Source organism: Larkinella fluvii, from assembly GCF_051857545.1.
GTDB lineage: Bacteria > Bacteroidota > Bacteroidia > Cytophagales > Spirosomataceae > Larkinella.
In genome coordinates this window covers 45,724-71,633 of record NZ_JBPZHB010000014.1, presented here as the reverse complement: position 1 = coordinate 71,633, position 25,910 = coordinate 45,724, and the positions used below count along the sequence as shown (strand labels likewise).

General features: G+C 55.5%; 18 protein-coding genes. 14 read left to right on the top strand and 4 right to left on the bottom strand.

Annotation, left to right across the window (positions count from 1 at the left end):
* The first annotated feature begins 18 nt into the window (after positions 1-18).
* The 5 genes from ACS5NO_RS29505 to ACS5NO_RS29485 all read left to right on the top strand — a co-directional run bounded on the left by ACS5NO_RS29505 (position 19) and on the right by ACS5NO_RS29485 (position 7,692).
* Positions 19-2,277, top strand: a complete 2,259-nt coding sequence (locus ACS5NO_RS29505) for a DUF4331 domain-containing protein (protein ID WP_439418457.1) — start codon at positions 19-21, stop codon at positions 2,275-2,277.
* A 106-nt stretch (positions 2,278-2,383) separates the two neighbouring features.
* Positions 2,384-3,712: a tetratricopeptide repeat protein gene (locus ACS5NO_RS29500; protein WP_439418456.1), complete on the top strand. Its 1,329-nt coding sequence runs from the start codon at positions 2,384-2,386 to the stop codon at positions 3,710-3,712.
* Positions 3,713-3,749: 37 nt separating this feature from the next.
* On the top strand, positions 3,750-6,008 hold the full coding sequence (locus ACS5NO_RS29495; RefSeq protein WP_439418455.1) for a TonB-dependent receptor: 2,259 nt from the start codon (positions 3,750-3,752) through the stop codon (positions 6,006-6,008).
* A gap of 211 nt (positions 6,009-6,219) precedes the next feature.
* Positions 6,220-6,465, top strand: coding sequence for a hypothetical protein (locus ACS5NO_RS29490; protein WP_133299921.1), 246 nt, complete (start codon positions 6,220-6,222; stop codon positions 6,463-6,465).
* Positions 6,466-6,636: 171 nt separating this feature from the next.
* Positions 6,637-7,692 (top strand): serine hydrolase domain-containing protein, encoded by a 1,056-nt coding sequence (locus tag ACS5NO_RS29485; RefSeq protein WP_439418454.1) that lies wholly within the window; start codon positions 6,637-6,639, stop codon positions 7,690-7,692.
* Between the two features lie 14 nt (positions 7,693-7,706).
* Here ACS5NO_RS29485 and ACS5NO_RS29480 read toward each other — a convergent pair whose 3' ends face one another.
* Both ACS5NO_RS29480 and ACS5NO_RS29475 read right to left on the bottom strand, forming a co-directional pair.
* Positions 7,707-9,074, bottom strand: coding sequence for a sensor histidine kinase (locus ACS5NO_RS29480; RefSeq protein WP_439418453.1), 1,368 nt, complete (start codon positions 9,072-9,074; stop codon positions 7,707-7,709).
* On the bottom strand, positions 9,071-9,748 hold the full coding sequence (locus ACS5NO_RS29475) for a response regulator transcription factor (protein ID WP_138991402.1): 678 nt from the start codon (positions 9,746-9,748) through the stop codon (positions 9,071-9,073). The genes ACS5NO_RS29480 and ACS5NO_RS29475 overlap by 4 nt, the downstream gene beginning before the upstream one ends.
* A 178-nt stretch (positions 9,749-9,926) precedes the next feature.
* On the opposite strand from ACS5NO_RS29475, the gene ACS5NO_RS29470 reads away from it, so the two are divergent.
* The 6 genes from ACS5NO_RS29470 (at position 9,927) to ACS5NO_RS29445 (ending at position 17,627) form a co-directional block, all read left to right on the top strand.
* Positions 9,927-11,297 (top strand): TolC family protein, encoded by a 1,371-nt coding sequence (locus ACS5NO_RS29470; protein WP_439418452.1) that lies wholly within the window; start codon positions 9,927-9,929, stop codon positions 11,295-11,297.
* 21 nt (positions 11,298-11,318) lie between these two features.
* Positions 11,319-14,519 carry an efflux RND transporter permease subunit gene (locus ACS5NO_RS29465; RefSeq protein ID WP_439418451.1) on the top strand — a complete coding sequence of 1,067 codons (3,201 nt, stop codon included), beginning with the start codon at positions 11,319-11,321 and terminating at the stop codon, positions 14,517-14,519.
* Between the two features lie 4 nt (positions 14,520-14,523).
* Entirely contained in the window at positions 14,524-15,630 is a 1,107-nt protein-coding gene (locus ACS5NO_RS29460) for an efflux RND transporter periplasmic adaptor subunit (RefSeq protein WP_439418450.1), read from the top strand.
* Positions 15,631-15,701: 71 nt separating this feature from the next.
* The gene (locus ACS5NO_RS29455; RefSeq protein ID WP_133299922.1) at positions 15,702-15,986 is read left to right on the top strand and encodes a hypothetical protein; all 285 of its coding nucleotides are present in this window, start codon (positions 15,702-15,704) and stop codon (positions 15,984-15,986) included.
* 24 nt (positions 15,987-16,010) lie between these two features.
* Positions 16,011-17,207: a cation:proton antiporter gene (locus ACS5NO_RS29450; RefSeq protein ID WP_439418449.1), complete on the top strand. Its 1,197-nt coding sequence runs from the start codon at positions 16,011-16,013 to the stop codon at positions 17,205-17,207.
* Between the two features lie 27 nt (positions 17,208-17,234).
* Positions 17,235-17,627 (top strand): YidH family protein, encoded by a 393-nt coding sequence (locus ACS5NO_RS29445; protein WP_439418448.1) that lies wholly within the window; start codon positions 17,235-17,237, stop codon positions 17,625-17,627.
* 13 nt (positions 17,628-17,640) lie between these two features.
* Here the strand turns inward: ACS5NO_RS29445 and ACS5NO_RS29440 are convergent, their stop codons facing one another.
* Entirely contained in the window at positions 17,641-18,351 is a 711-nt protein-coding gene (locus ACS5NO_RS29440; protein ID WP_439418447.1) for a TetR/AcrR family transcriptional regulator, read from the bottom strand.
* Positions 18,352-18,467: 116 nt separating this feature from the next.
* Between ACS5NO_RS29440 and ACS5NO_RS29435 the strand changes: the two genes are divergently transcribed.
* From ACS5NO_RS29435 to ACS5NO_RS29425, 3 genes are read left to right on the top strand one after another with little or no spacing between them, the layout of a single operon-like run.
* Positions 18,468-19,472, top strand: a complete 1,005-nt coding sequence (locus ACS5NO_RS29435; protein WP_114408426.1) for an ABC transporter transmembrane domain-containing protein — start codon at positions 18,468-18,470, stop codon at positions 19,470-19,472.
* Positions 19,465-20,817: an HlyD family secretion protein gene (locus tag ACS5NO_RS29430; protein WP_114408427.1), complete on the top strand. Its 1,353-nt coding sequence runs from the start codon at positions 19,465-19,467 to the stop codon at positions 20,815-20,817. Before ACS5NO_RS29435 ends, ACS5NO_RS29430 begins: the two co-directional genes overlap by 8 nt.
* On the top strand, positions 20,814-22,274 hold the full coding sequence (locus ACS5NO_RS29425; RefSeq protein ID WP_439418446.1) for a TolC family protein: 1,461 nt from the start codon (positions 20,814-20,816) through the stop codon (positions 22,272-22,274). The genes ACS5NO_RS29430 and ACS5NO_RS29425 overlap by 4 nt, the downstream gene beginning before the upstream one ends.
* A 150-nt stretch (positions 22,275-22,424) precedes the next feature.
* Here ACS5NO_RS29425 and ACS5NO_RS29420 read toward each other — a convergent pair whose 3' ends face one another.
* The gene (locus tag ACS5NO_RS29420) at positions 22,425-25,844 is read right to left on the bottom strand and encodes a VCBS repeat-containing protein (protein WP_439418445.1); all 3,420 of its coding nucleotides are present in this window, start codon (positions 25,842-25,844) and stop codon (positions 22,425-22,427) included.
* Positions 25,845-25,910 lie beyond the last annotated feature (66 nt).

The following is a 25,910-nucleotide window of genomic DNA, read 5'->3' as shown; positions in this document are numbered from 1 at the left end:
CTGCCATTCTGATAAACCATGAAAAAGATACTTACCCTTCTTTTGGCGATACTGCTGTATCTGCCCTCTGGTCAGGTGATGGCGTCGAGTCACCGGGAAGCTCCGCTGATTTCGAACGATCCACTGGCGGATAATACCGACGTCTACGCGTTTAAAAGCCCGACCGATGCGGAAAAAATCGTCCTGATTGCCAATTACATCCCGTTCGAAGATCCGGCGGGTGGCCCTAACTGGTACACGTTCGGCGAGAATATCCGGTATGAAATTCACGTTGACAACAATACCGCAACGCCCGGCGATGACATCACATACCGGTTTACGTTCAAGATTGTCAACGAAGATCCGACCACATTTTTCAACATCCGGCTGGGCAAGCAAAACCAGAAAGCCACCTACACCTGCGAACGGAGTACGAACGGCGGTACAAGCTGGACGACCATTGTGAGCAACGGCGTGGTACCTCCGGCCAACATTGGGCCACGCTCCATCGAAAATGCAACCGTCGGTCTGGGTGCTCCATCCTACAACGCGCTGGCGAAACAGGCCATTACCGTAAGCTCGACGGGCGAGCGGATTTTCTGCGGCCCCATCGACGATCCGTTCTTTGTCGATCTGGGCGGAGCGTTTGACGTCGGGAATTTCCGGGCACCGGGCCGCGACGGTCTGGCGCGCTTCAACGTCCACACGATTGCCATTGAAGTACCGGTTTCGACCTTGCAGAAAGGCGGAAAAACCGTAGCGCAGGCTGCCACGATTCTTGACCCGGATTTCGTCATCGGCGTGTGGGCATCGTCCAGCCGCCGACAGATCAAAACCATCAATTCCGGTGGCGATGTAGGCTACGACGGCGGCTGGGTGCAGGTCTCGCGCCTGGGCATGCCACTGACCAACGAAGCCGTCATTCCGATTGGCATGAAGGACAAATGGAATGCCTATACGCCGTATAACAACAACGATCTGCAGTTTGCCGCCAACTTTACCAACCCCGAACTGGCGCTCTATATGGACGATTCCAAATTTGGCGGAGCGGTTCCAGGACTCAGTGCCCTCCGGATTCAGGCTAATTCACTGGGAGCGTTTGATTTCCGCAATGGCAGACCGGGTTTATTCAGTCTGAAAGGCAGCTCCGCGCTAACCGGCACGGCCCTCGACGATGCCATCTTCGGCACCATCCTGCTGCCCAACAACGCTAGCCCCCGCGCCGTCGATCTGCTGCCCATTTTCTACACCGGCGTGCCGAACCTGCGACCGTATCAACTCGCCACGGGCAAAGGCGGCAATCCGCTGGCGGCCGGAAAACCCTTCATTCACAACTTCCTGCCCACGCTGGGCGATATGCTCCGGCTCAACATGGCCGTTCCGGCAACGCCCCGCAACCACGCCAAATTCAGCACCCTGGGGCTGGTGGGAGCCGCCGTGCTGGGGCTGACCGATCCGATGTACACCAATCCCACCCTCCAGTTCATTCCCAACATGGACGGTTTTCCCAACGGACGGCGGCTGGAAGATGACGTGACAACGATTGAACTGCAGGCCGTCGGTGGGGTGGTACTGGCCGCCATTGGCCTGTGGTACGACGACTTCGTTCCGGGTGGCAGCCCGGTGACTCCTCAATTGGGCAAAGTGCTGGGTTTCAACGCGGGGGTTACCAAAAACGATACGACCTTCAAAAGTGCATTCCCGTTTGTACAGGACCCGTGGCGCGGCTTCATCGGCAGTAGCTATGAGCCGAATCAGAAGCTGGCCGTAACCGTACAGAATTACAACTGTACTACCGGCGACATCACCTTCGGACGCATCGGGGGCGACCCGAGCCGGACGGTCGAATACCGGGCTGCGGGGGTTGTCAACGGCGTTTACGGCACCAGCATCAACCGGCAGATCGAGTTTGGCGTGCGTAACGATTCCAACAACAGCACGATTATCCTCATGGGTCGGTATGTCGGGGATGCCGCTTCAGAGGTGAGTTATACCTTCAACTTCCGCACGCACTGTGCCTCGGCCCGCATCTCTGCGGAATCGGAACCTTTGTCCGTTCGCGTTCTGGGCAATCCCTCCTCCAAAACCGAGGTGACGGTGGAAGTAACCGGCGCCACCGGCCAGTCGCTGCATTTCTCGGTGATCAACAGCCAGGGGCAGCAGTTTGGCGAACACTCGGTGCCCGCAGCGGGCTCGGTCGAACGCCGGACACTGCGGCTGGGACAACAAACCGGCGTCTACTTCCTGGAAGTGAAAACGCCAACGGATCGCCAGATTATTAAAGTGCTGCGGCAATAAACCGTTGCGGCTCAGGCCGGGAGTTGGGTGGGTTTATTCCTCAATTCCCGGCTTTTTTAACGAAAATAAACGATTCCTCATTCCTCCGCATGAGCGGCTTCGATTCATGGCAACACCTATCCTTCCTTTCCGACAACTCGTTTCAACAGGCATTACGAGTCTTCTCTCCCTCCTCCTGCTGGTACAGATGAGTTGTACCGAACGCAAAAAAACGGGTACCGAAACGGCGGCTTCGCCCGGTTCGACCCTGGAAATACCGCCCCTGTTCGAGCGCCGGGGCGTTTTGGCCACCGCCGTCGAATGGCCGCGTACCAAAGAAAAAGTGGACGAGCTTCAAAAAAAGATCAAAAAAACACCCGGCGATGTCAAACCGCGTTTGCAGTTGGCCGTTATTTACCTGTCCGAAGCCCGCATCACCGGTGAACACCCGTATTATTACCCGGCGGTTTTGACCATTCTGGATGGCGTCCTGGCGATGGCTCCAAAAAACTTTGAGGCTACGACCTTTAAGTCGTCCGTCAAAATGTCGCAGCACCAGTTTGCCGAAGCCCGCGAACTGGCCGAAAAAGCCCGGCAGATCAACCCCGACAATGCCTACGTGTATGGTGTGCTGGTGGATGCCAACGTTGAACTGGGGCATTACGACGAAGCCGTGGCGATGTCGGACAAAATGCAGCAACTGAAACCGTCGCTGGAATCGTATTCGCGGGCGTCATACCTGCGCGAAATCTACGGCAATTACCCCGCTTCGATTGAAGCCATGAAGCTGGCTGTGCAGGCGGGTTTACCCGGTTCCGAACCGCATTGCTGGAGCAAAAATATTCTGGGTCACCTCTACGAAACCACCGGGCGGCTGGCCGACGCCGAGCAGCAATACGACGGAATTTTAGCCCTGCGGCCCAGTTACGCCTTCGCGCTGGCCGGAAAAGCCCGAATCCAGAAAGCCCGCAAGGAATACGAAAAAGCGTTGACCACACTCGAAAAAGCCGCCGGAATTATGCCCGAGTTTTCGTTCTACGAAGAAATGGCCGAGATTTATGCCCTGCAGGGTGAGAAGGAAAAAGCGAAGAAAAAGTTTGCCGAAGTAGCCACGATGCTCGACGAAGACGCCCGCTCCGGCCACGCCGTCGATCTCGAACGTTGCAAACTCTACACCAAAGCCGGGCAACTGGATTCGGCCCGGGTTTACGGGTTGAAAGAATACCGGAAACGGCCTGAGAACATCGACGTCAATCACGCGCTGGCGTGGGTCTATTTCAATCAGAATGACCTGAAAAAAGCGCAGGAGCACATGCAGGTCGCGCTGAAAACCGGAAGCAAAGACCCCGAACGGCTGCAACAGGCCGCGGCCATCGAAGTAGCGTTGGGTCACGTTGAAATGGGAAACCGGCTGGTTGCGCAGGCCCGGAAAATAAATCCTACATTCGCACTTTAATCCCGAATGGATGCGATCTGACGACTAACCCGGTTTTATGAAACGAACGCTTTACGCCCTTTTCCTGACCTTCCTCAGCCTTCAGGCCTTTGCCCACCTCGGCGGCATTTCCGGTACCGTCCTCGACCAGACAACCAAGCTTCCCCTGCCTGGGGTGGTCGTGCAACTCACGGGTTTGGGCAAAGCCACGATGACCAATGAGTTGGGGCAATACCGTTTCGCGGGACTGGTGGCGGCTCCCTATAAAGTCGAACTTTCGCACATCGGTTTTAAGTCACTGGTTCTCAACGTAACCATTAAAGATGATGAAACGATCGCGCTGAATACGGTTTTGAGCCGGTCGTCCATCGAATTGCGGGAGATCGTCGTTTCAGCGCAGCAGGCGCACGACCAGCAACTGATCAGCAGCCTCGATATCAAGATGCGGCCCATCACCAACTCGCAGGAAATTCTCAGAATGGTGCCGGGTTTGTTCATCGGCCAGCACGCGGGGGGTGGAAAAGCCGAACAGATTTTTTTGCGGGGATTCGATATCGACCACGGCACCGACATTAGCCTGACAGTCGACGGAATGCCGGTCAACCTGGTTTCGCACGCCCATGGACAGGGTTACGCGGATTTGCACTTCGTCATTCCGGAACTGATCGAAGGCGTCGATTTCAGAAAAGGCCCTTACAACGCAGAAAAAGGCAATTTTACGACGGCGGGCTGGGCCGATTTTCGCACACGCACCACACTCGACAAAAGTTTTGCCAAGCTGGAAGTCGGGCAGTTTAACACCTACCGGGCCGTGGCCGGTTTGGATTTAATAGGTAAAAAAGGGCGTACTAAAAAACAATCGGCCTATCTGGCGTCAGAATATTCGTATTCCGATTCCTACTTCGATCATCCGCAAAACTTCAAGCGCCTGAATGTCGTAGGCAAATACCACGGCCACCTGTCGGCCCAGACCAACCTGACGCTGACGGGATCCACGTTCTGGAGCCAATGGAACCACTCCGGCCAGATTCCCGACCGGGCCGTGGCGTCGGGCTTAGTCGGTTTTTTCGGCTCCGTTGACCCGACCGAAGGGGGCGAAACGAGCCGCACCAACGTCAATGCCGAGCTGGTGACGGTGACGCCCAGCCAGTACACCATCAAAAACCAGGTCTTCTATAGCAACTACCACTTCGAGCTGTATTCCAACTTCACTTTTTTCCGGGACGATTCGCTCAACGGCGACCAGATCCGGCAGAAAGAACGCCGGAATCTGTTTGGCTACAACGGCAGTGTTTCACGAACGGATTTTGCCGGCAAAACCCGGTTTGTGTCCACGGCGGGTCTTCACTACCGCCAGGATCTGACGCACCACACCGAACTTTCGCACACCCGAAATCGGAGCGAAACCCTCGAACGGCGGCAATTTGGCAACATCAATGAACGGAACGCCAGTGCCTACGTGGATGAACTCATTCAGTTTTCCGATCATTTCTCGCTCAATGCCGGGATTCGGTTTGATTATTTCCGAAGCCAATACGACGATTTGCTTCAGCCAGCGGACGGTTTGCAACGGGCGGATGCCGCTCTTGTTTCGCCCAAACTCAACCTGTATTACACGGTGAATCCCCGGTTTCAGGTGTATCTCAACACCGGAAAAGGCTTTCACTCCAACGACACCCGCGTGGTGGTTCCCCGGAACGGACGGGAGATTTTGCCACCCGCGTATGGCTCTGATTTAGGGGTGATTTTCAAACCGTTCCCCCGCTTGCTCATCAACGCAGCAGGCTGGTATTTGTGGCTGCAACAGGAATTCGTATATGTTGGGGACGAAGGCGTGGTGGAACCGAGCGGAAAGTCGCGCCGATACGGGGTCGATCTGTCGATCCGCTACCAGTTGACCCACCACCTGTATGCCGACCTGGATCTGAATACCGCCAAACCCCGCGCCATCGGCGCCGAAGCGGGGCAGAGCTACCTGCCCTTAGCACCGACGTTGACCTCAACCGGCGGACTGACGCTCCAGAATTTGGGCCGTTGGAGTGGTTCATTGCGGTATCGCTATCTGGGAAACCGACCGGCCAACGAAGACAATTCCATTGTGGCCCAATCGTATTTTGTGGCGGATTTGCAGGTCAATTACACGCAGCCCCGCTACCAGTTCGGGTTGTCGGTACAAAATCTGCTGAATACCCGCTGGAAAGAAACCCAGTTTGCCACCGAAAGCCGCCTGCGTGGCGAAACCGCTCCGGTCGACGAAATTCACTTCACGCCCGGAACACCTTTTTTCGCCCGCCTGAGCTGGACTTTTTTCTGGTAAAAAAATCACTCCGCTAAACCCCTTTATCTATGCCAACTGGCCTGATATTTGCTATTTTTTTGACATGCCCGCAAGGGTAGGACAGAATTAACATACAGCCCGACCAATCGAGTCGGGTTTTGTTTTGACTTTTAGTATACTTGCACAAACATATCAGTTCACTGTGGTTTTTTATAAAAAGTGAGATGTACCTTAAAATATAGCTGTGTGTATGACAAGCTTATTCAGTAAAACGAGAGAAACCGTAATTGCGGGTCAGTTCAAAAGCCAGACCACCCTCTTCTCAATGACGCCATCGACCCGGTTCGAGCGGAGATGCCACATCCTGTACGAATCGTACAGCCGCTTTATCGACGACGGTGAAAAACTCCTCGCGGCCGATATCCTGAGCATCATGAAGGACGTGCTTGATGATGAAATCAAGGCCCTGAATACCCCGGCGATTTCCAATAAATAATCCTTTCATCATACAGTACGGAATTTCATTGACCGTCCGGATCGACCGAATCACCAGGCAATCCGGACGGTTTACTTCGTTTTTTCAATAGACCAGTCCGGCAAACGGTTTCTTTGTTTCGTTCGACCAGATCTTCTGACGTCTGGCTCTTCATCCAATCAAAACGAAACCATGAAAACCGTCTTTCTGCTGAGTGCCATTCTGATCGCCTTTCTGGCCTGTAACGACGCCGTTACGCCCAACACCCCACCCAAAACCTACGATTTCTCGGCTGTAGACAAATACCTTGAGGAGAACCTCGGCGTCTATCAGGATAGCGTACTGGTGCTCGTTTCTCAAAACGGGCAGGTGATTTACCAAAAAGAAGTGAACCTGACCACGAAGACAAACCGGTTGATTGCATCGGCCTCCAAATGGCTGTCGGGCGCGGTGATCATGGCGCTGGTCGATGAAAAGAAGCTGGCGTTGACCGACACCGTTGGCAAATTCCTGCCCATTTTTACAAAATACGGCAAGGGTAACATCACCATCCGGCAGTTGTTTTCGCACACCGCCGGTTTTCCGGGCGACTCTCCCGAGAAGTTTGAATACCGGCGCGACCTGACCCTGGCGCAAGCCGTCGATTCGCTGGCGGTGTATACCAAACTGACCAACCCGCCCGGCAAAGCCTTCAATTACGGCAGTGCGAGCATGCATGTTGCCGGACGCATCGCCGAACTGGTCTCCGGCCAATCCTGGCAGGTGCTGTTCAATGAGAAAGTTGCGATTCCGTGCGGGATGCAGGCGACGTATCTGCTGACCAGCCTAAAAAATCCGCTGATCGCCGGTGGTGCCCGAACCTCCGCCCGCGATTACCTGAATTTTCTGGAAATGATCAACCAGAAGGGGGTGTTTAAAGGCAAGCGGGTTTTGAGCGAGCAAGCCATCACGGAGATGCTCAGTGACCAAACCGCTGGTGCGACGATTCAGGGAACGCCCTACCCCACCAACCCGTATTCACCCCATCCGACGGTCGGCGTTCGCTACGGCATCGGAAACTGGCGGGATGTGGTGGACGCGTCCGGGAAGGCTCTGGAAACCAGCAGCCCCGGTCTGTTTGGCGCGCACCCCTGGCAGGATTCCAAGAACAACGTGACCGGCATTATTTTCACGCGTACCACAACCCGGCAAAGTGCTACCGCCAGCTTGAAAATCAGGGAGATGATCCGGGCAATTGTTGAGAAATAAAGGAAAGTCCGGTTTTAAAACGGCAGCGCAGGCAAACGGACAGAAACCGTGGTTCCCTGATGAGGCACGGATTGAATCTGGAGAACGCCCTGGTGCAGACTGACGATCTTTTCCGCCAGCGTGAGCCCCAGGCCAAACCCCTGAATACTCCCCACGTTACCGGCCCGCATCATGGGCAGAAACACATCGGACAACTGCGCTTCGGGAATGCCGATGCCCTGATCGATGACATCGATAACGACCCACGAAGGCTGGTAGGTCACCTGAACCTGCACCGGCTGGTGGCTGGAATATTTACAGGCGTTGTCGATGATATTGATCAGGGCCGTGCGGAGCAGGCTGTTGTTGCCAACCACTTTGATCACCGAACTGCTCTCCGTAAAAACATCGGTCAGTTGGAGTTCAATGGCCTGTTCGGGGTATTTTTCCTGGAAATAGGTGACAGTATCTAAAATGGTGTCGACCAGATTGATGTCTTCCAGCAACCGCGACGGATTCAGCCCTTCCACTTCGGTCAAGCGTAGCAAGGAATTGGCCAGGTCGATGGCGCCATCCAACCGGAACAGGGCTTTCTCGATGCTCTGGTGGGTGGCTTCCAGCGTCTGATCGTAGGCCAGACTCGTTTCCAGCATGCCTTTGACCACCGTCAGGGGCGTCCGGATTTCGTGGGAAGCATAGCCGATAAAATGCTCGTGGCTCAGCGCCAGTTGCTGCAACTGGCTCAACAGGTCATTGAACGATCCGGCCAGGTAACTGGCTTCGTCGGGCTGGGGTTCGTGAATCAGCCGAAACGAGAAATCATTGACGGTAGCCGTGTTGATCTGGCGAATGAGCTGGTCGAACGGGTACATGGCCCGGCTGGCAAATAAAAAACCGGCCAGCACAATGACCACCAGTGAAAGAAAATTGCCGCCGATCAGGATGGCCACCAGATTCCGGCTGGTCTGTCGCCCACTCAGGTCATAAGCCGTCACAATGGCAACGTAAACCTGGTTTTGATGTCGGAATGAGAGCGCAACACCCTCCTTCGGAGCTTCCCATTCCGGACTCTGGTAGGTAAAATACACTTCTTCGCGACGGGCCTCCTCAAGCAGTTCGGGCGGTGGCGGATAATCGTCGGGGCCGGTCGAAGCATAGATCCGCTGGTTTTGGTCGTCAAAAAGCGTTTCATGCTGCTCGGGTAAAGTCAGGTAGGTCGATTGCTGAAATTCGCTGCGGTTCTGAAAATAGGTTTGAGCCGCCAGGGCCCGGCGCTGCAACCGGGTCTTCATCAGCGAACTCCGGTAGGATTCGTAGGCCTGAAAAATAAACACGGAGAACAGAATGAGCAAAGCCGCCACCAGCAGACCAAACGCAATGGTTATCTTCTGCTTGATGCTCATGGTTCGGCGCCGATCATATACCCGACTCCAAAGACCGTGTGCAACAACTTCGGTTCTACGGTATCAATTTTCCGGCGCAAGTAGTTGATGTACACATCCACAACGTTGGTGTTGGTGTTAAAATGCACATCCCAGACATTTTCCTGAATGCTCACCCGGCTCACCACCCGCCCCTGATTGGCGAGCAGATACTCCAACAGGGCGTATTCGCGGGCGGTCAGGCTAATGCGCTGCCCCGCCCGCCAGACCTGGTGCGACTGCGTATCGAGTTCCAGATCCAAAAGTTGAAGCCGCTGGGGCAGCAGCGGCCGGGGCGAATTCCGCCGGGCGAGGGCTTTCAGCCGAAAAAGGAGCTCTTTGAAAGCGAACGGTTTGGTCAGGTAATCGTCGGCACCGGATTCGAAGCCCAGCACTTTGTTGTCCAGACTCCCCAACGCTGTCAGCAGAATGACGGGAATGGCCGGCCAGTTCTGCTTGATATACCGGCACAGATCGTAGCCATTCATGCCGGGAATATTCACGTCCAGCACGACCACATCAAACCGGTGTTCGTTGACCAGACTCCGGCCAATGACGCCGTCGAATGCCATCGAAACCGAGATCCCTTCAGACTGCAATCCTTTCTGGATGAACTGCGCCAGTTCAACATCATCTTCTACAAGTAAGACATTCATAGGCTGTCTACCGTCTTTTTTAGGATAAATGTAGCAACAAAGTAACCAATTCGGGGGGTTGGCCCGGACTCTAACCAAATTCTAATAACTCACTAATCAGCCTTTAATGGAAGGGGTGGTTATTTTGAAAAGGAATGGTTGCGACCCGTAAAGCCTGATTCTTATTTTGAAACGCACTATGATTCAACGTCATCTGCTTGCCCTTGTATTTTTGCTTGGAAGCTCTCCTTATTTATATTCCCAGACGCTAACGCTGGAGGGAGCGGTTGAAGCCTCCTTTGCCCAATACCCCACGCTGGCGGCTCAGCGGTCGGCACTGGAAGCCATCCGCGCCAACGTCCGGGTGGTCCGCGACAACCGCCTGCCCAATGTCCGGCTGCACGATCAGATCAACATCGGAACGGCCAACGGGATTTCGGGATCTTATTTTTCCCTGGGTCTGATCGTGCCAACCTCGGGCGGACGCCGGGCCGAAAACCGCCCGGATCTGGCGTCGGGCAACGTAGCGCTGGCGACCGCCGACTGGGAAATCTACAACTTTGGCCGGTTTTCGGCGGAAGACAAGCTCGTTCGCAGCGATGTCGCCGTCAGCGAAGCGAGCCTCCAGCGCGAGCAGTTCGGATTGCGCCAGACGGTCATCAGCAGTTACCTCGATTTATACTGGACGGAACAGAATCTGCTCATCGAAGAGCAGAACCTGGCCCGGGTCGATACTGTGCGCCGGATCATCGTCAACCTGGTCCGAAACGGCGTCAAACCCGGCCTGGATTCTTCTCTCGCCAACGTCGCCCTTTCCCGCGCCCGGCTGGCCTACCTCCGGATGCAGGAAGAACGGCAACGCGCGCGGGTTCAACTGGCCACGCTGACGGGTCGCCCGGCCGAAGAGGTAAAAATCGATACGGCCTTCCGGGTGGGGCCTTTGCTGGTTCCGCTTTCGACATCGCTTACCCCACCGACGCATCCGCTCCTGCGGGTTCAGGAACGACTCGTCACCCGGCAAACCGCCGAGATTGACCTGATTCGAAAATCAGCCCTTCCGAGAATATCGCTGCTGGCGGCCACCTGGGCGCGGGGGTCCAGTCTGGATGTCGAAAACAACTTCGGCCCGGTGGCGAAAGGGCTGGCCTATAGCCGCACGAACTACCTGCTCGGCATTGCCGGAACGGTCAATCTGATGGATTTCCGACGGGCCTCTCACCGCATCAAGCTCCAGCAATTCCGGATTGAGGAAGCCCGCAACCAGTTGGCCGTTGCGAAGCTGCAACTCCAGAATGCGGTGGGGATTGCCGACGCCCAGCTTTCCGTCGTCCAGAGCGAACTGACCGAACTCCCCTACACGCTGCGCTCAGCCCAGGATGCGTACAACCAGCGGTTTTCGCTCTACAACAACGGACTGGAAACCATTTTGAGCCTGACCGACGCCCTGACGCTGCTCACGGCGGTGGAAAAAGAAGCCGTGCAGACCCGCGCTCAGGCCGTTCAACTCCGGTTGCAACGCGCTCAGGCAACCGACAATTTTGAGGAATTCTATTCGCTGTTCCGGCGCTAACCCAACCTAAATTTCCTGCTTATGTCTTTATTATCAACGTCGTTAAAACGCCCGATTGCGGTTTTGGTACTCGTTACCGGAGTCGTTGCGTTTTCGATCATGTCGGCAATGCGGATTCCCATCGACATTTTCCCGCGCCTGAACTCCCCGACCATTTACGTGATCGAACCCTATGGCGGGATGTCGCCAGCGCAGATGGAAGGGTTCTTTGCTACCCGGATGCAGGATCAGTTTCTGTACATCGGCGGTATTCGGGAAATTCAGAGCCGCAGTGTGCAGGGGCTTACCATCGTAAAGCTGGCTTTTTATGAAGGTTCCGACATGGCTCAGGCAGCCGCCGAAGTGGCCATTCAGGTAAACCGGGCCATGAAATTTTTCCCGCCGGGTGCGTTGCCCCCGCAGGTGGTGCGCTACGATGCCTCGTCGGTGCCGATCGGTGATCTGGTGTTTTCAAGTAAAACCCGTTCGCTCGCGGAAATTCACGAACTGGCCGTAACGCGCATCCGGCCCCTCTTTTCCACCGTGCCAGGCCTGACGGCTCCGCCCCCGATTGGAACCAACTCCCGCACGATTGTCATCAACCTGAACCCCGATAAAGTCCGGAGCCTGAACCTCTCGCCCGATGAAGTGGTGGAAGCCCTGGCGGCCAACAACGCCATGACGCCCTCCGGCAATATCCGGATCGACAACACCACCTACATCACCACTCTAAATTCGCTGGAAGACCAGGTGGCCGATTTTAGCCGGATTCCGGTCGTTACGCAGGGACACCGCACCGTGTTTCTGGGCGACGTGGCCACTGTCCTCGACGGTTCGGACGTAACGGCAGGCTATGCGCTCGTCAACGGAAGCCGCTCGTCATACATCCCGGTTGTTAAAACCGCCGATGCCTCGACCTGGGATGTGGTTACGCGGCTGAAAGCCAAACTGCCCGAGATGCGCGGTCTGCTCCCGGACGATATTGAGGTCAATTACGAATTCGATCAGTCCGTTTTCGTGATCAATGCCGTTGAAAGCCTGCTGTTTGAAGGCGGGCTTGGGGCTATTCTGACGGGTTTGATGGTGCTGCTCTTTCTGGGCGACTGGCGCTCGTCGGTCATCGTCATCATCACGATTCCGGTTTCCATTATTGCTGCCGTATTGGGATTGAGTCTGGCCGGACAAACGATCAACATCATGACGTTGTCGGGACTGGCGCTAGCCATTGGGGTCCTGGTGGATCAGGCTACGGTGACGATTGAAAATATTCACCAGCACCTGGAAATGGGCCGGGGCACGTCAGCCAAACCCCGCAAGCAGGCGATTTTCGATGCCTGTAAGGAAGTTGCCCTGCCGCTATTGCTGATTCTGCTGTGTATTCTGGCGGTTTTTGCGCCCTCGTTCATCATGACGGGCGTTCCCCGGGCCATGTTCCTGCCCCTGTCGCTGTCGATCGGTTTTGCCATGACGGTTTCCTATTTCCTGGCCCAGAGTCTGGTGCCGGTATTGGCCAACTGGCTCATGAAAGATCACGTTCACAAAGCGGATCACGAAGCGAAGAAACCCGGCTTTTTTGAGCGGGTTCGTGTCGGGTTTGTCGGTCAGACGGGGCGACTTCTCCAACGCAATGGGCTCATTCTCACGTTGTATTTCGTCGGCATTCTGGCCCTGGCTGGCGTCGGTTTTGTATTAATCGGGAAAGACATGCTGCCCGTGACCAACTCCGGCCAGATGGTGATTCGGATGAAAACGCCCGACGGCACCCGGCTCGAACGCACCGAAGAACGCGTGGGCGAACTCCTGGCGCTGGTCGATGAGGTGTCGGGGGGAAATCTGGCGGTTTCGTCGGCTTACGTCGGGGTTGTACCGACCAACTACGCCACCTCCAACCTCTACGTGAACACCAGCGGAACCAACGATGCGGTTATTAAAGTGGGACTGACCAAGGGGTTTCATACCAACATGCAGGACCTGAAAGAACGCATCCGGCTGGCGGTTCAGGACCAGCTTCCCGACCTCACACTCTCGTTCGAACCCGCCGATCTGACCGAAAAGCTCATGAGCGGAGGGGCCAGCACGCCTATTGAGGTGATGGTGGCCGGGCGTAACATGAAACAGATTGCGGGGTATGCCAACCGCCTGGTCGACAGCCTGGCCGAAGTGCCGTACCTGCGCGACGTCCGCATTCTTCAGCCGTTGAAATTTCCGGTTATCAACATCACACTCGACCGGCAGAAACTGGCCATGATGGGGTTGAATCTCCAGCAAGCCGCCCGATCCATTACCGCATCCACATCTTCGAGTCGGTATACCGAAAAAAACCAGTGGCTCGATAAACAGTCGGCGTACACGTACCAGGTGCAGGTTCAGATTCCGGAATATGACATGCGCAACATGACGCAATTGGAGTCGATTCCGCTGGTATCGGGTCAGACACGGCCCGTACTGGGCGATGTCGCCACGTTTTCCATCGACACCCTGCCCGGCGAATATGACCGCATCGGCCCCCGCCGGTTCGTAACGGTTTCGGCCAACGTACACCACCGCGATCTGGGCACGGCCACGCAGGCCGTGGAAGCCACCATTGCCAAACTGGGCGAAACCCCAAACGGACTCATCACGGAGGTGAAAGGGATGTCGTCGCTGCTCACCGAAACGCTCGACAGCCTGCAACTGGGGCTGGGCATTGCGGTGCTGGTCATCTTCCTGTTGCTGGCCGCCAACTACCAATCCTTCAAGCTCTCGTTTGTGGTCCTTAGCACCGTACCCGCCGTCATCGTGGGGTCCATTGGGCTGCTGCTATTGACGGGTAGTACGCTCAACCTGCAATCGTACATGGGGATCATTATGTCGACCGGTATTTCGGTCGCCAACGCCATTCTGATTGTCACCAATGCGGAGCGGTTGCGGTGGGAATACCGCAATGTGCCCCGGGCTGCCATCGACAGTGTGGGGCTGCGACTCCGACCGGTTCTGATGACCTCGTTTGCAATGGTGGCCGGTATGGTGCCCATGGCGATGGGTACGGGCGAGGCCGGGGAGCAGGTAGCTCCGCTGGGCCGGGCCGTGATTGGCGGACTGATTGCCTCTACCCTGGCCGCTCTTTACATCGTGCCACAGGTCTACGTCTGGTTGCAGCGAAACACGAATTACGTGGACCCATCCCTGTTGCCCGACGACACGACTGCCGATCATCCGGACGTTGAAACTCCTGATTTTGAACCCCAAACCGTTCATCCTTAAGCGTATGAAAATCATCGAATATAGTCGTTTGCTGGCCTTGCTGGGCCTTTGTACACTGAGTAGCTGTAACTCGTCGGACTCGGGGCAGACGGTTCTAAAAAAGAAGTCGACCACCAAACCGGTGGCCGAAACCCAATACCGCATTGGCGCCGTGTCGCGGCAACCGGTGGGGCAAACCGTGCAATTGCCGGGCGAATTTCACCCCTACCAGGAAGTTACTATCTATCCCCGGGCTACAGGTTTTGTGGATCGGGTGCTGGTAGACCGGGGTTCGGCGGTTCGCAAGGGTCAGGTGCTGATGACGATCGATGCGCCCGAAACCGAAGAGCGGCTGGCGGCTACCCGTTCCAATTCGCTCAAAGCCCAGGCCCTGCTGGTGGCCAGTCGCGAACATTACCGGCGGTTACTGGCCAGTAACAAGGTCCCCGGCTCCGTATCGGCTTTGGATCTCGAAACCGCCCTGGCGCGGGTGCAGGCCGACAGTGCGTCGTTGCTGGGCGAAGAAGCCAATTACCGCGCCATGGCCAAACTTAAATCGTACCTAACCGTTACGGCTCCGTTCGATGGATTCATCACCGAGCGGAACGTTCACCCGGGGGCATTGGTCGGAACCGGTGCGCGGCAGGATCGGCCCATGCTGGTGCTGCAACAGCAAAACCGCCTGCGGCTGGTTTTCGATGTTCCCGAGACCTACAGCAGCCAGCTCCGGAAAGGCGAAGCGTTGGCGTTTACCGTCAGTGCCATGCCGGGAAAGGTCTTCAAAGGGAAAATTAGCCGCCGGTCGGGCACGATGAATCAACAGTTCCGCTCCGAAACGGTGGAAATCGACGTAGATAACCAAAACCGCCAGCTTCAACCCGGCATGTTTGCCGACATCAGCCTGTCGGCCACCGGAACGCCCGGTGCGCTGGCGGTTCCCACATCGGCGGTTATTGCCTCCACGGAAGGTCAATACGTCATCAAAGTCGAGGACGGCCGGGCCAAGCGTGTGGCGATTCGGCGGGGCCAGAAATCCGGCGACATGATTGAAATTTTCGGCGATTTACGCGACAACGACAAAGTCATTTTCAACGCCCGGGAAACCATCAAAGAAGGAACGGCGATTCAGTAGAATGAGTGGTCCGGCAATTTGCCGGACCGACCTACGCCCGAGAATACGGTATTGGTAAACCTCTTCAGGCCATGATCCTTTTTATCCTTCTAACCGCACTGGCCGTAGGCATTTTTTGCTTTATGGTGGGGCAGTATTGGGAACAAAAAAAAGAGGAACGCCTGAAAAACAAAATCCACCTAGAAAATACCGGGATGGATGCCAGTTACCGCCGAATCAAGAAAGAGCTGGATCAATTGCTACAGCTTTATAAACAGGGCGCACTGTCCGAAGAAGCGTATTTTCTTCAGACGGATGCGTTGATCGATGAACTGGCCCGGTTACTGGACGCCGGTTCAACGTCCAGTCGTCCGTGAGACGGCGTTCAAAATCCAGTCGTTATGCGCAACACGCATTTTATCATTTTACTATGTTTAGCCGTTCTGCTTTCATATGTATTTGACTTGCTGAGCCGCCGATACCGGATTCCGTCGGTGCTGTTGCTGCTCGGCACCGGAATGCTGCTTCGCCAACTGGCCGACTACACCGGTTTTCAGATCCCGTTGCAAAATCGGCTCCTCCCGGTTTTGGGGACGCTAGGGTTAATCCTGATCGTGTTGGAAGGGGCGCTGGAATTGGAACTGTCGCCCGACCGGCTACCGCTTGTTCGGCGGGCATTTCGGGCCACCGTGCTCACCATCGTGGTTTCCACGCTCGCCATTGGCCTTTTCCTAAGCCACTGGCTTCAGCAACCGCTTGTCAACGGCATTCTGGCCGCCGTTCCCTTTTCGGTCATCAGCAGCGCGGTAGCCATTCCCAGCGTCCGGATATTCCCGGCATTCAGCCGCGAGTTCGTTATCTACGAATCCTCATTATCGGACATCATCGGGGTGATGGTTTTTAATTTTATCATCTACAACATTCCGGGAGGCTGGTGGTCGATGCTCGCTTTTGTGAAGGATACGGCCATCATGTGCGGATTGTCGGTTGCCTGCTGTTTTCTGCTGCTGTATCTCATCAGCAAGATCAACCACTCCGTCAAATATTTCCCCATCATTGCCTCGTTGGTACTTTTCTACGCCATCGGCAAACTCTACCACCTTTCGTCTCTCCTGCTGGTGCTGGTGTTCGGGCTGTTTATGAACAACACGGAGTTGTTCGTCCGCGGTCGGCTCAAGCGACTGCTCCACAACGAGTTGTTTGAACAGGAACTGACCCAGATCAAAAACCTGACCGGCGAAACCGCTTTTCTGGTCCGCACTTTTTTCTTCCTCCTGTTTGGCTACGTAACGGATTTGCCTTCGCTCTTTGACACAACGGCCCTCCTGGGCAGTCTGGGCCTGATTACGATCATTTTCAGTTTGCGGTTCTTTATTTTCAGAACCCTGGGCGATCGACGCCTTTTTGCGGTGATTCCGATTGCGCCCCGGGGTCTGATTACAGTGCTGCTATTTCTGAGCATTCCGGAGTCGCTGCGTCTCAACGGGCTTCCTTCCGGAATGCTCATGTTAACTGTTATTTTGTCGGTGCTGATGATGACCGGGGGCATGTTGCGCTACCACTGGCAGACCGGGAAACCGCTCGAACCGAAACTTTAAAGAACCCCTCCGGTTATACGAAGTACGATGGAACAACCCAATAAACTTCCCACCAAAACGCCGGGACCCGCCGATTATCTGGCCAACGAACGAACCTTTCTGGCCTGGATACGGACCAGCGTAGCCCTGATGGGCTTCGGGTTTGTCATTGTCAAATTTGCCCTTTTCATTCGCCAGCTCGGTGTCGCCCTTGGCGAAGGAACGGTTTTGCCCTCAAAAGGGTATTCGGCGGTTATCGGCGTGCTGATGGTGGCTTTAGGTGCTGTCCTGGCACTGCTGGCTTTCTTCCGATACCGATCGGTCGAAAAACAACTCAACGAAAACGTTTTCTTCCCCTCTCAACGGCTTTCGCTCCTGCTGACCCTGAGCATCGTGATCGGCGCTATTCTCCTGATTCTGTATCTTTTACCCGGTATTTAATCCCGGCTGACATTCAAAACCGGGCGGTGTCCAGCGACGAGAACAACAGGTGCCGCAGAAAGGTCAGCAAGGGATCTTTGCTTTCGACCCGGCCAGGCGGCTCAGCGCCGAAGTCGGTCAGCGCCGGCAGGTGTTGCATAAAAAACGCCTGGTAATGCGCGGTTTCAATCAGGGAGCTGGCGCGCGACCGGGCGTAGGGATAGCCGGGACGGTATTCCAGAATGATGCCGGCAATACGGCTGCATAAATCTTTGTACGGTTTGAAGAGTTGCTCCCGGTTGTCTTCCGTCACGTGGTGGGTCAGATACGCTTTGCTCGCTTCCTGAATCACGATGCTGTGCAAAGCCGGAATATCCATGTCGTCCACTGCTGTCGATATATGGAGTTGCGACAGGTCTTTCAGCAGCAGCAGCTTCAGAATCCGTTCCAGTTTCTCCCGCGAATCGGTCAGGTTATTGGTCTGAAACAACACCTGGTATTCCAGCCACTGCCAGTACCAGGCCACCAGATAAACCAGCAACCGGTGTTTGTTTTCAAAATACCGGTAAATACTGGACTCTTTGGTGCCGATCCTGTCCGCCAGTTTGCGGAAGGTCATCTCTTCAAACCCAATTTCGGCCATCAACTGAATGCCCTGCCGAATGATCCGGCGACCCAGTTCCGAGCCCTCCGGATCGCGCAGAAAAAGCTTCTCGTTCATCCGAACCACTACAGTATATTCCATTTAGCGCGTCTATTTACTGTGTAACAGAAAATAACTCCACAAAGAAACAAACTTTCAGGAATAAAAGTTATGTTTGCAAGAATGATAGTTTTACTATCAGTTAAGAAAGCAATTTTATGGCAACTATAAATTCATATCAACAACCTCCGCCAACCCCCACCCAACGGCTTCTCCGGCTGCTCGGAACTGAAAAAAAAGACATTGGGTACATCTATCTCTACGCGCTGATTACGGGCTTAATCAGCCTTTCCCTGCCGCTCGGTATTCAGGCGGTTTTCAATCTGGTGTCCAGCGGGCTGGTGTTCAGTTCGGTCTATGTCCTGATTGGTCTGGTGGTGGTGGGTGTGCTGGCAGCCGGGCTGCTGGTGGTGGGTCAAATGACGCTGGTGGAAGTGCTGCAACAACGCATTTTTGCCAAAGCAGCTTTTGAGTTTGCCTACCGGCTCCCCCGGATTCAGCCCGAAGCACTCTCGGCGTATTATCCCCCCGAGTTGATGAACCGGTTTTTCGACGTACTGACGATTCAGAAGGGATTACCCAAATTATTGATCGACCTGACGGCGGCCGCAGTACAAATTCTGTTTGGGCTCATCCTGCTCTCGTTCTACCACCCGGTTTTTCTCGGATTTGGTTTTTTTACCCTGCTGGTCATTTTTGGCGTTAGCTGGCTCTACGGGCCGCGGGGCATTCGTACGAGCCTGGATGAATCCAAATACAAATACAAGGTGGTCAGTTGCCTGGAAGAATTCGCCCATGATCTCCCCCGCTACCGACACCAGAACGACCCGGAGCCGATCGACCGGATCGACGAATTGGTAGCCAATTATGTATCGAATCGCAATTCGCACTTTAGCGTCCTGAAACGGTTTTTTTACAGCGCCATCGCCTTCCGGACCCTGATCACCGGTGGTTTGCTCATCCTGGGTACATCGCTGGTCATCAGCCGGGAAATGACGCTGGGCCAGTTTGTGGCGGCCGAATTGGTGATCGTCCTGATTTCCGGATCGGTGGAGAAACTGATTTCGGGCATCGACACGGTTTTCGATATGCTGACCGCCGTCGAAAAAATTGCCAACGTTACGGATTTACCACTCGAAACCGACTCCGCAACCCATGCTTAATATATCGAATCAACGGGTCGATGAGGCACTGCTCACCCATTACCCGCTCAAAACCCTCCGAACCCTGCCCCAGCCCGAGAGCGGTCGGCGGTTGGGTCGCTGGATGCTGGTCATGCTGCTCATCGGCCTGATTGTCATGTTTCTGCCGTGGCAGCAGAACCTCAACGGCGAAGGAACCGTCACAGCCCTGACGCCCCAGGATCGCCCGCAAACCATCCAGAACGCCATCGCCGGCCGGATTGAACGCTGGAAAATTCAGGAAGGCCAGTATGTCAAAAAAGGAGATACGATGCTGGTCATCTCCGAAATCAAAGACGAATATTTCGACCCCAGACTTCCCCAGCGGCTCGACGAACAACTCGACGCCAAACAAGGCAGCCTGGAAGCCACCGATGCCAAAATCTCGGCCCTCGACGGACAGATTGCCGCCCTCAAAACCGGGTTACAGGTCAAACTGGCGTCGGCCCGGAACAAGATTCGACAGAGCGCATTCAAAGTGACCAGCGACAGCACGGACCTGCTCGCCGAACGGAAGAATTACCAGATTGCCCTCGACCGGCTGGAGCGTTATGAGAAAGGCTATAAAAATGGGCTATTTTCACTCACCGACCTCGAATCCCGGCGGCTGAAAGTGCAGCAGGACTATGCCAAGGTGATTGCGTGGGAGAACAAGCTCAATGTCTCGCGGCAGGAACTGGTCAACGCCCGGCTTGATCTGAACACAATTCAAGCGGATTACCAGGAAAAAATTGCCAAAGCCCTCTCGGATCGCAGCTCGGCGGTTTCATACCGGGCCGAAGCCGACGGTGAGATTTCCAAAATCCGGAATAAAATCAGCAGTGTGGACGTTCGGCGGGGGCTCTATGTCGTGCGCGCTCCGCAGGATGGCTACGTGGTTCGCTCGTTGAAATTCGGAATTGGCGAAACCATCAAGGAAGGCGAATCCATCGCCAGTCTGCAACCCGCCAACCCCTCCATCGCCGTCGAACTCTACGTCCGGGCAATGGACGTGCCGCTGATTCAGCGCGGGCGCGAAGTCCGGATTCAGTTCGATGGCTGGCCGGCCATTCAGTTTTCGGGCTGGCCGACGGTAGCCGTCGGTACGTTCGGGGGCGAAGTGGCCGTTATCGATGCCGTCAGTAGTGTCAATGGCAAATACCGCCTGCTGGTGCGGCCCAAAGCCCGGCCCAGCGACCAGCCCTGGCCCAAACAGTTGCGCGTTGGCTCCGGTGTGTATGGTTGGGTGATGCTCGACGACGTACCGATCTGGTATGAGATCTGGCGACAGTTGAACGGTTTTCCGCCCAGTTTGAAAGAAGAACCTAAAGAGGAAAAGAAGGCATGAAACGTCTCATCCTACTCTGTGGGCTCCTGCTGCGTGGCGCGGTGTTCAGCACAACGTCCGGGCAAACTCCGACGCCCGCCCCGGATACGACGGTTTTTTCGGCGGCTGATTTCTATCGGGTCGTTTCGCAGCACCACCCGATTGTCCGGCAGGCGGCTTTGCTGAATGAAGAAGCCCGGCAGGAAATTCGCCAGGCGCAGGGCGCGTTCGACCCGAAGCTGTTTTCGGCTTATGACCGCAAGGAATTCGGCAATAATCTGTATTACGACAAGTGGCAGTCCGGGTTGGCAGTGCCGATTTTGCCGGGCGGCATCGACGTCAAGATGACCTACGACCGCAACCGGGGCGAGTACCTGAATCCGGAATACCGCGTGCCGTCTTCCGGTCTGGCGGCTGTGGGTCTGAGCGTCCCGATTGGGCAGGGCTTGCTGATCGACGCCCGGCGCAATGCCTTGCGTCAGGCGCAGTTGGCGGTCAATCTGGCGGATGCCGATCGGTTGAAACTGATTAACAAAACGCTGTTCGATGCGGCCAAAACCTACTGGGACTGGTATATGACCTATCAGCAGTATCAGTTGATCCGGCAGGGCTACCAACTGGCCGATACCCGGTTTCGGGCCATGCGGGAACGGGCCGCCCTGGGCGACGTGGCTCCCATCGATACCACCGAAGCCCTAATTACGGTGCAGGACCGGCTGGTGCAACTCCAACAGGCGGAAGTCGACTGGCAGAACGCCCGCTTGCGGCTGACGGCTTTTCTGTGGATCAGCGATGATGCGAATACACCGCCCAAACCGGTTGACCTGCCCCTGGCGGTGGTGCCGCAGACCGCTCCGCTTGATCGAACCACCGAAGCCCAACTGCAAAATCTGCTGAGTCGGGCGGCCGAACAGCACCCTGAATTGCTGAGTCTGGCGGCCAAAGGGCAGCAACTGGCGGTGGAAGAGCGGTTTCGGCGATCGTTGCTGCAACCCCAGATCACACTGAATGCGAGTCTGTTGAGTCGTACACCTTTGCCGGGACTGGGCTACGACGGCCCCAGCTACTATGCGTTTCGGCCCGAAAACCACAAAATTGGTCTGGATTTGACGTTTCCGCTTTTTCTGCGCAAAGAGCGCGGCAAACTTCGGCAGGTGCAGATCAAAAGCCAGCAGTTGAACCTGGAACGGCAGCAAACCGGCCGCGATATTGCCAACGACGTACAGGCTGCCTGGAACGAACTAAAAACGCTGGAGGGGCTGATTGCGGTTCAGCAACAGACGGTTGCCAACCAGCAAACGTTGGTACGGGCCGAGCAGCAGAAGTTCGACATCGGCGAAAGCTCGCTGTTTCTGATCAACAGCCGGGAAACCAAATTGATTGATTTACAAGTCAAACTGGAAGAATTGCGGGCAAAATATCAGAAAGCCGTTGCCGCTCTTTGGTACGCAGCCGGAACCAACTCGGGATCATTGTAACGATAGGTCATCCCTACGGGATTCATTGATTGTGGGTTTGATCGTTTCGGCGGGATTGCACCCTACAAAATGATTCATCCCTACGGGATTGTCCAATCCCGTAGGGATGAATCATTTTGTAGCACCCGGTTATCTACTCGAACCGTGAACCTACCGCACATACCGGTTGAAATGCAGCCCCTGCCCATAGACTGCCGTGACCAGCAATGGGTCCACGCCTTTGCCGGAAACCACCAGCGACTTCCGGGCGTCGCCGGTAATACACAAACCACTTTCGCGGGGCATGAGCGGGTTAAAATGGCCGTGTCCGTCGCCCAGCAACACCAGCCCGAACGAAGCATCCTGGCGCCCCATGTTGACTTCGTTCGGGTAAAAATTGCCGGTCAACACCGCATCCAGCTTGCCATCGTGATTCACATCCTGCGGAATAATCTCAAAAACCGGCGACTGCTGCGCCAGGCGCGGCAGGGGCGTTAATTTAAATTCACCATTGCCCAGGTTCTCAATGTAGGCACTTTCCAGATACGTGGCCTCAACCTGGTAGGCTCCGTCAAGGTCGTCTTTCGTCAATAGTTCGTCAAAAGTCACCTTCGCATAATCGGCATACCGCTGGTATTTGCGCCGGAATTGAATCACCTGCTGGTTGAGCGCGTCGCGGGGAATGGCCGGGTATTGAACACCCTTGATGAAATACCCCATCAGCGGATCGAACGTGCCGTCTTTGTTAAAGTCTTTCGCAATCACCTTGATCGGCTCTTTCTCCGACGCCCGGTAGAGCGTATTCAATCCTTCATTGCCCGCGATGTAGTCCAGATCACCGTCGTTGTCGAAATCGCCCTGCGCGAGGGAGTTCCACCAACCGGTACAATGACCGGGCCGCCGGAGCGGTGATGAGCGAATGAGTGAATGAGTGAATTGCCTACCGGATTCATTTTTTAAGAGGGTTAGGGGCATCCATTCGCCGGCGATTAGCAGGTCGGGCCACTGGTCGTTGTTGGTGTCGGTCCAGAGGGCGGTGCAGACCAAACCGGCTTTCAGTAAATCGGGGCAAAGCTGGGCGGTGACGTCCGTAAACTTGCCGGAACCGTTTTTGGTGTCGTTGCGGAGCAGATAACTGCGGGCCGGAAGCGGGTACTGACCGGGAATCTGCCGTCCTCCGACGAACAGATCGAGGTCTCCATCGCGGTCGTAATCAGCCGCCACCACGCAGGAACCGCTGCCCGACACGTCCGGCAAGGCATTCGCCGGGGCCGGGCTGAAACCGCCTTTCCCGTCGTTCACATACAACCGATCCTGGTAAAAGGATTTGTCGGACGCAGGCCGTTCGGCTCCCCCGCCAACCACGTACAAATCCAGGTCTTTATCGCCGTCGGCATCGAACAGCAAGGCGGCAGTATCGTCGTGGTTGGTATGAATCGGGAACGGTTTTTTGGTAAAACCGCCGGTTTTGGTCCGGATCAGAAAACAGGCTTCACTGCCCCGGTAGGTTCCTCCCACAAAGCAATCGTCCAGACCGTCGCCGTTGACATCACCGGAAGCCAGCGCGAAACCGGTGCGCGACAGCATTTTGTGCAAAGCCGCCGTCTGTTTGAAATCCACAAACCCCGAAGAACGGTGCTGAAAATCCATTGGAATCTCATCCGTCACATTTGCAAAAAACGGGTTGCCGGTTTTCGGAGTAGCTTGAATGACGCCTTTTTGGGCCTGACTGAACCGAAGCGTCAGGCGTTGGTTCGCCGGAATCCGGTACTGCTTTTCGGACAAACCGCCCGGCCATTCCACCAGCAACGAATCGATCATCGCCGATTTTCCGAGTCCAAAATGCAACAGCGGCTCGACGGAGGACTGAAAACCGCGCACCACCGACAGTTCGGCATACTGCGGTTGCCCACCCGCCCAGAGCGTTACTTTGGTGCCAATGCCCTGCCGGTTTCCTGGTCGGCCTTCCAGATTGATGGATACATAGTGCGCCGGATTCTGCTGCTGCGCCCGGTTTTGGTACACCAACGCTTCGGAATCGATCGTGTTGACGACCAGATCCAGATCGCCGTCGCCGTCCAGATCGGCATAAGCCGCGCCGTTGGAATACGACAGATCAGCCAGGCCCCAGGCTTTCGAGACATCCGCAAACGAGAGATCACCGGCGTTCTGGTAGGCGTAATTCGGCACCTTCACCTCCGGCACTTTCTGAATCAATTCCTCTCGCTTGTCCTTCTGAAACTCCGCCGTACCGAATCCGGAAAACTCCTCGGTGAACTGAATAAAATCGCGGTCGGTCACATCCCGGCGGTAGCCATTGGTAATGTAGAGATCCTTGCGACCGTCGTTGTCGTAATCGGCCATCAGCGCGGCCCAGCTCCAGTCGGTTTTGGCAACCCCCGCCAGCAGTCCGATTTCACTGAACAGAGGCACCGTATTTTTCCCCGCTTCGCCCCCATCAACCCCCAGATTCAGTTGCAGCGAATTGCGCATGTACTGCATCTGGTAGCGGTAAGGGTCGGAAATGCTCAGTTCCTTGCGGTCGTAATCCTGCCCGGCCAGCATCGTTTTCTGCCGTGCGTTTTCTTCCGGCAGCATGTCGAGCTGGAAAATATCGGGCAAACCGTCGTTGTTAAAATCGGCTACATCGACACCCATGCCGTACAGGCTCGTGTGGGCTGTGGCCTGCCGGATTACGTTGCTGAACGCGGGATTTTGGGGGGCGGTTTTTCCGGTATTCAAATACAGAATGTCGCTGCTGATGAAGTCGTTCGAACAGTAGATATCGGGATATCCGTCTTTGTTGAGGTCGCTGATGGCCAGGCCCAAACCCAGTCCTTCGTAGACAATACCGGTCTCTCGGGAAATATCCTTGAAAACCGGGTGGCCCTGCGGACCAACACCGTCGTTGCGGTACAATTTGCCGGTGCTGGGATATGAACCGTCGTTGATGGTGGGCCGTAGATAGTTTGGATTTTGCAGATCAGGGCCGGTATTGAGCAGATAGGCATCGAGATCGCCGTCGAGGTCGTAGTCGAAAAAAGCGGTTTGGGTTGTAAAGTTAGCATCCGCCAGACCGTAGGCTGCGGCCATTTCCTTGAAAACCGGTTTGCCATTCTGAACACCCTGGTTGATGAACAGCAGGTTCTCCGAATGAGGCATGGCCGGGTGTTTGGCCACGCTCACGTAAATATCCAGCCAGCCATCGTCGTTTACGTCGGCCATGGAAATACCGGTACACCAGCGGTTGGTGGTTAATCCGGCGGCTTCGGTAACCTCCTCAAATTTCCAGTCGTGCGTCGTCGAATCGATGCGGTTCAGATACAGCTTGCAACTGACCTGATTGCCGCCGAAAAACACATCCAGTTTGCCGTCGTTATCGACATCGCCGACACCGACGCCCCCGCCGTTGTAGAAATTGGTGAATGAAAACGCGTTTAACGAATCGGTGGGTTTAAGGGTATTGGCAAAGGAAATCCCGGTCTGACCGGTCGGCATTTGTTCAAAAAGCGTCGGCTCCGACTGCCGACAGGCCGTACATCCGACGATCAACAGAAGGAGAATCCGGTATAAAAAAGAGGAAAAACGCATGGATTTCACGGGCAATAACGACTGGCTGAAAGCGAATAAAGCGAGGAGCAAGCGGTTATTTACCGT

Coding starts and splice junctions, on each gene's coding strand:
- ACS5NO_RS29505 (WP_439418457.1), top strand. CDS start 19: ATGAAAAAGATACTTACCCTTCTTTTGGCGATACTGCTGTATCTGCCC.
- ACS5NO_RS29500 (WP_439418456.1), top strand. CDS start 2,384: ATGGCAACACCTATCCTTCCTTTCCGACAACTCGTTTCAACAGGCATT.
- ACS5NO_RS29495 (WP_439418455.1), top strand. CDS start 3,750: ATGAAACGAACGCTTTACGCCCTTTTCCTGACCTTCCTCAGCCTTCAG.
- ACS5NO_RS29490 (WP_133299921.1), top strand. CDS start 6,220: ATGACAAGCTTATTCAGTAAAACGAGAGAAACCGTAATTGCGGGTCAG.
- ACS5NO_RS29485 (WP_439418454.1), top strand. CDS start 6,637: ATGAAAACCGTCTTTCTGCTGAGTGCCATTCTGATCGCCTTTCTGGCC.
- ACS5NO_RS29480 (WP_439418453.1), bottom strand. CDS start 9,074: ATGAGCATCAAGCAGAAGATAACCATTGCGTTTGGTCTGCTGGTGGCG.
- ACS5NO_RS29475 (WP_138991402.1), bottom strand. CDS start 9,748: ATGAATGTCTTACTTGTAGAAGATGATGTTGAACTGGCGCAGTTCATC.
- ACS5NO_RS29470 (WP_439418452.1), top strand. CDS start 9,927: ATGATTCAACGTCATCTGCTTGCCCTTGTATTTTTGCTTGGAAGCTCT.
- ACS5NO_RS29465 (WP_439418451.1), top strand. CDS start 11,319: ATGTCTTTATTATCAACGTCGTTAAAACGCCCGATTGCGGTTTTGGTA.
- ACS5NO_RS29460 (WP_439418450.1), top strand. CDS start 14,524: ATGAAAATCATCGAATATAGTCGTTTGCTGGCCTTGCTGGGCCTTTGT.
- ACS5NO_RS29455 (WP_133299922.1), top strand. CDS start 15,702: ATGATCCTTTTTATCCTTCTAACCGCACTGGCCGTAGGCATTTTTTGC.
- ACS5NO_RS29450 (WP_439418449.1), top strand. CDS start 16,011: ATGCGCAACACGCATTTTATCATTTTACTATGTTTAGCCGTTCTGCTT.
- ACS5NO_RS29445 (WP_439418448.1), top strand. CDS start 17,235: ATGGAACAACCCAATAAACTTCCCACCAAAACGCCGGGACCCGCCGAT.
- ACS5NO_RS29440 (WP_439418447.1), bottom strand. CDS start 18,351: ATGGAATATACTGTAGTGGTTCGGATGAACGAGAAGCTTTTTCTGCGC.
- ACS5NO_RS29435 (WP_114408426.1), top strand. CDS start 18,468: ATGGCAACTATAAATTCATATCAACAACCTCCGCCAACCCCCACCCAA.
- ACS5NO_RS29430 (WP_114408427.1), top strand. CDS start 19,465: ATGCTTAATATATCGAATCAACGGGTCGATGAGGCACTGCTCACCCAT.
- ACS5NO_RS29425 (WP_439418446.1), top strand. CDS start 20,814: ATGAAACGTCTCATCCTACTCTGTGGGCTCCTGCTGCGTGGCGCGGTG.
- ACS5NO_RS29420 (WP_439418445.1), bottom strand. CDS start 25,844: ATGCGTTTTTCCTCTTTTTTATACCGGATTCTCCTTCTGTTGATCGTC.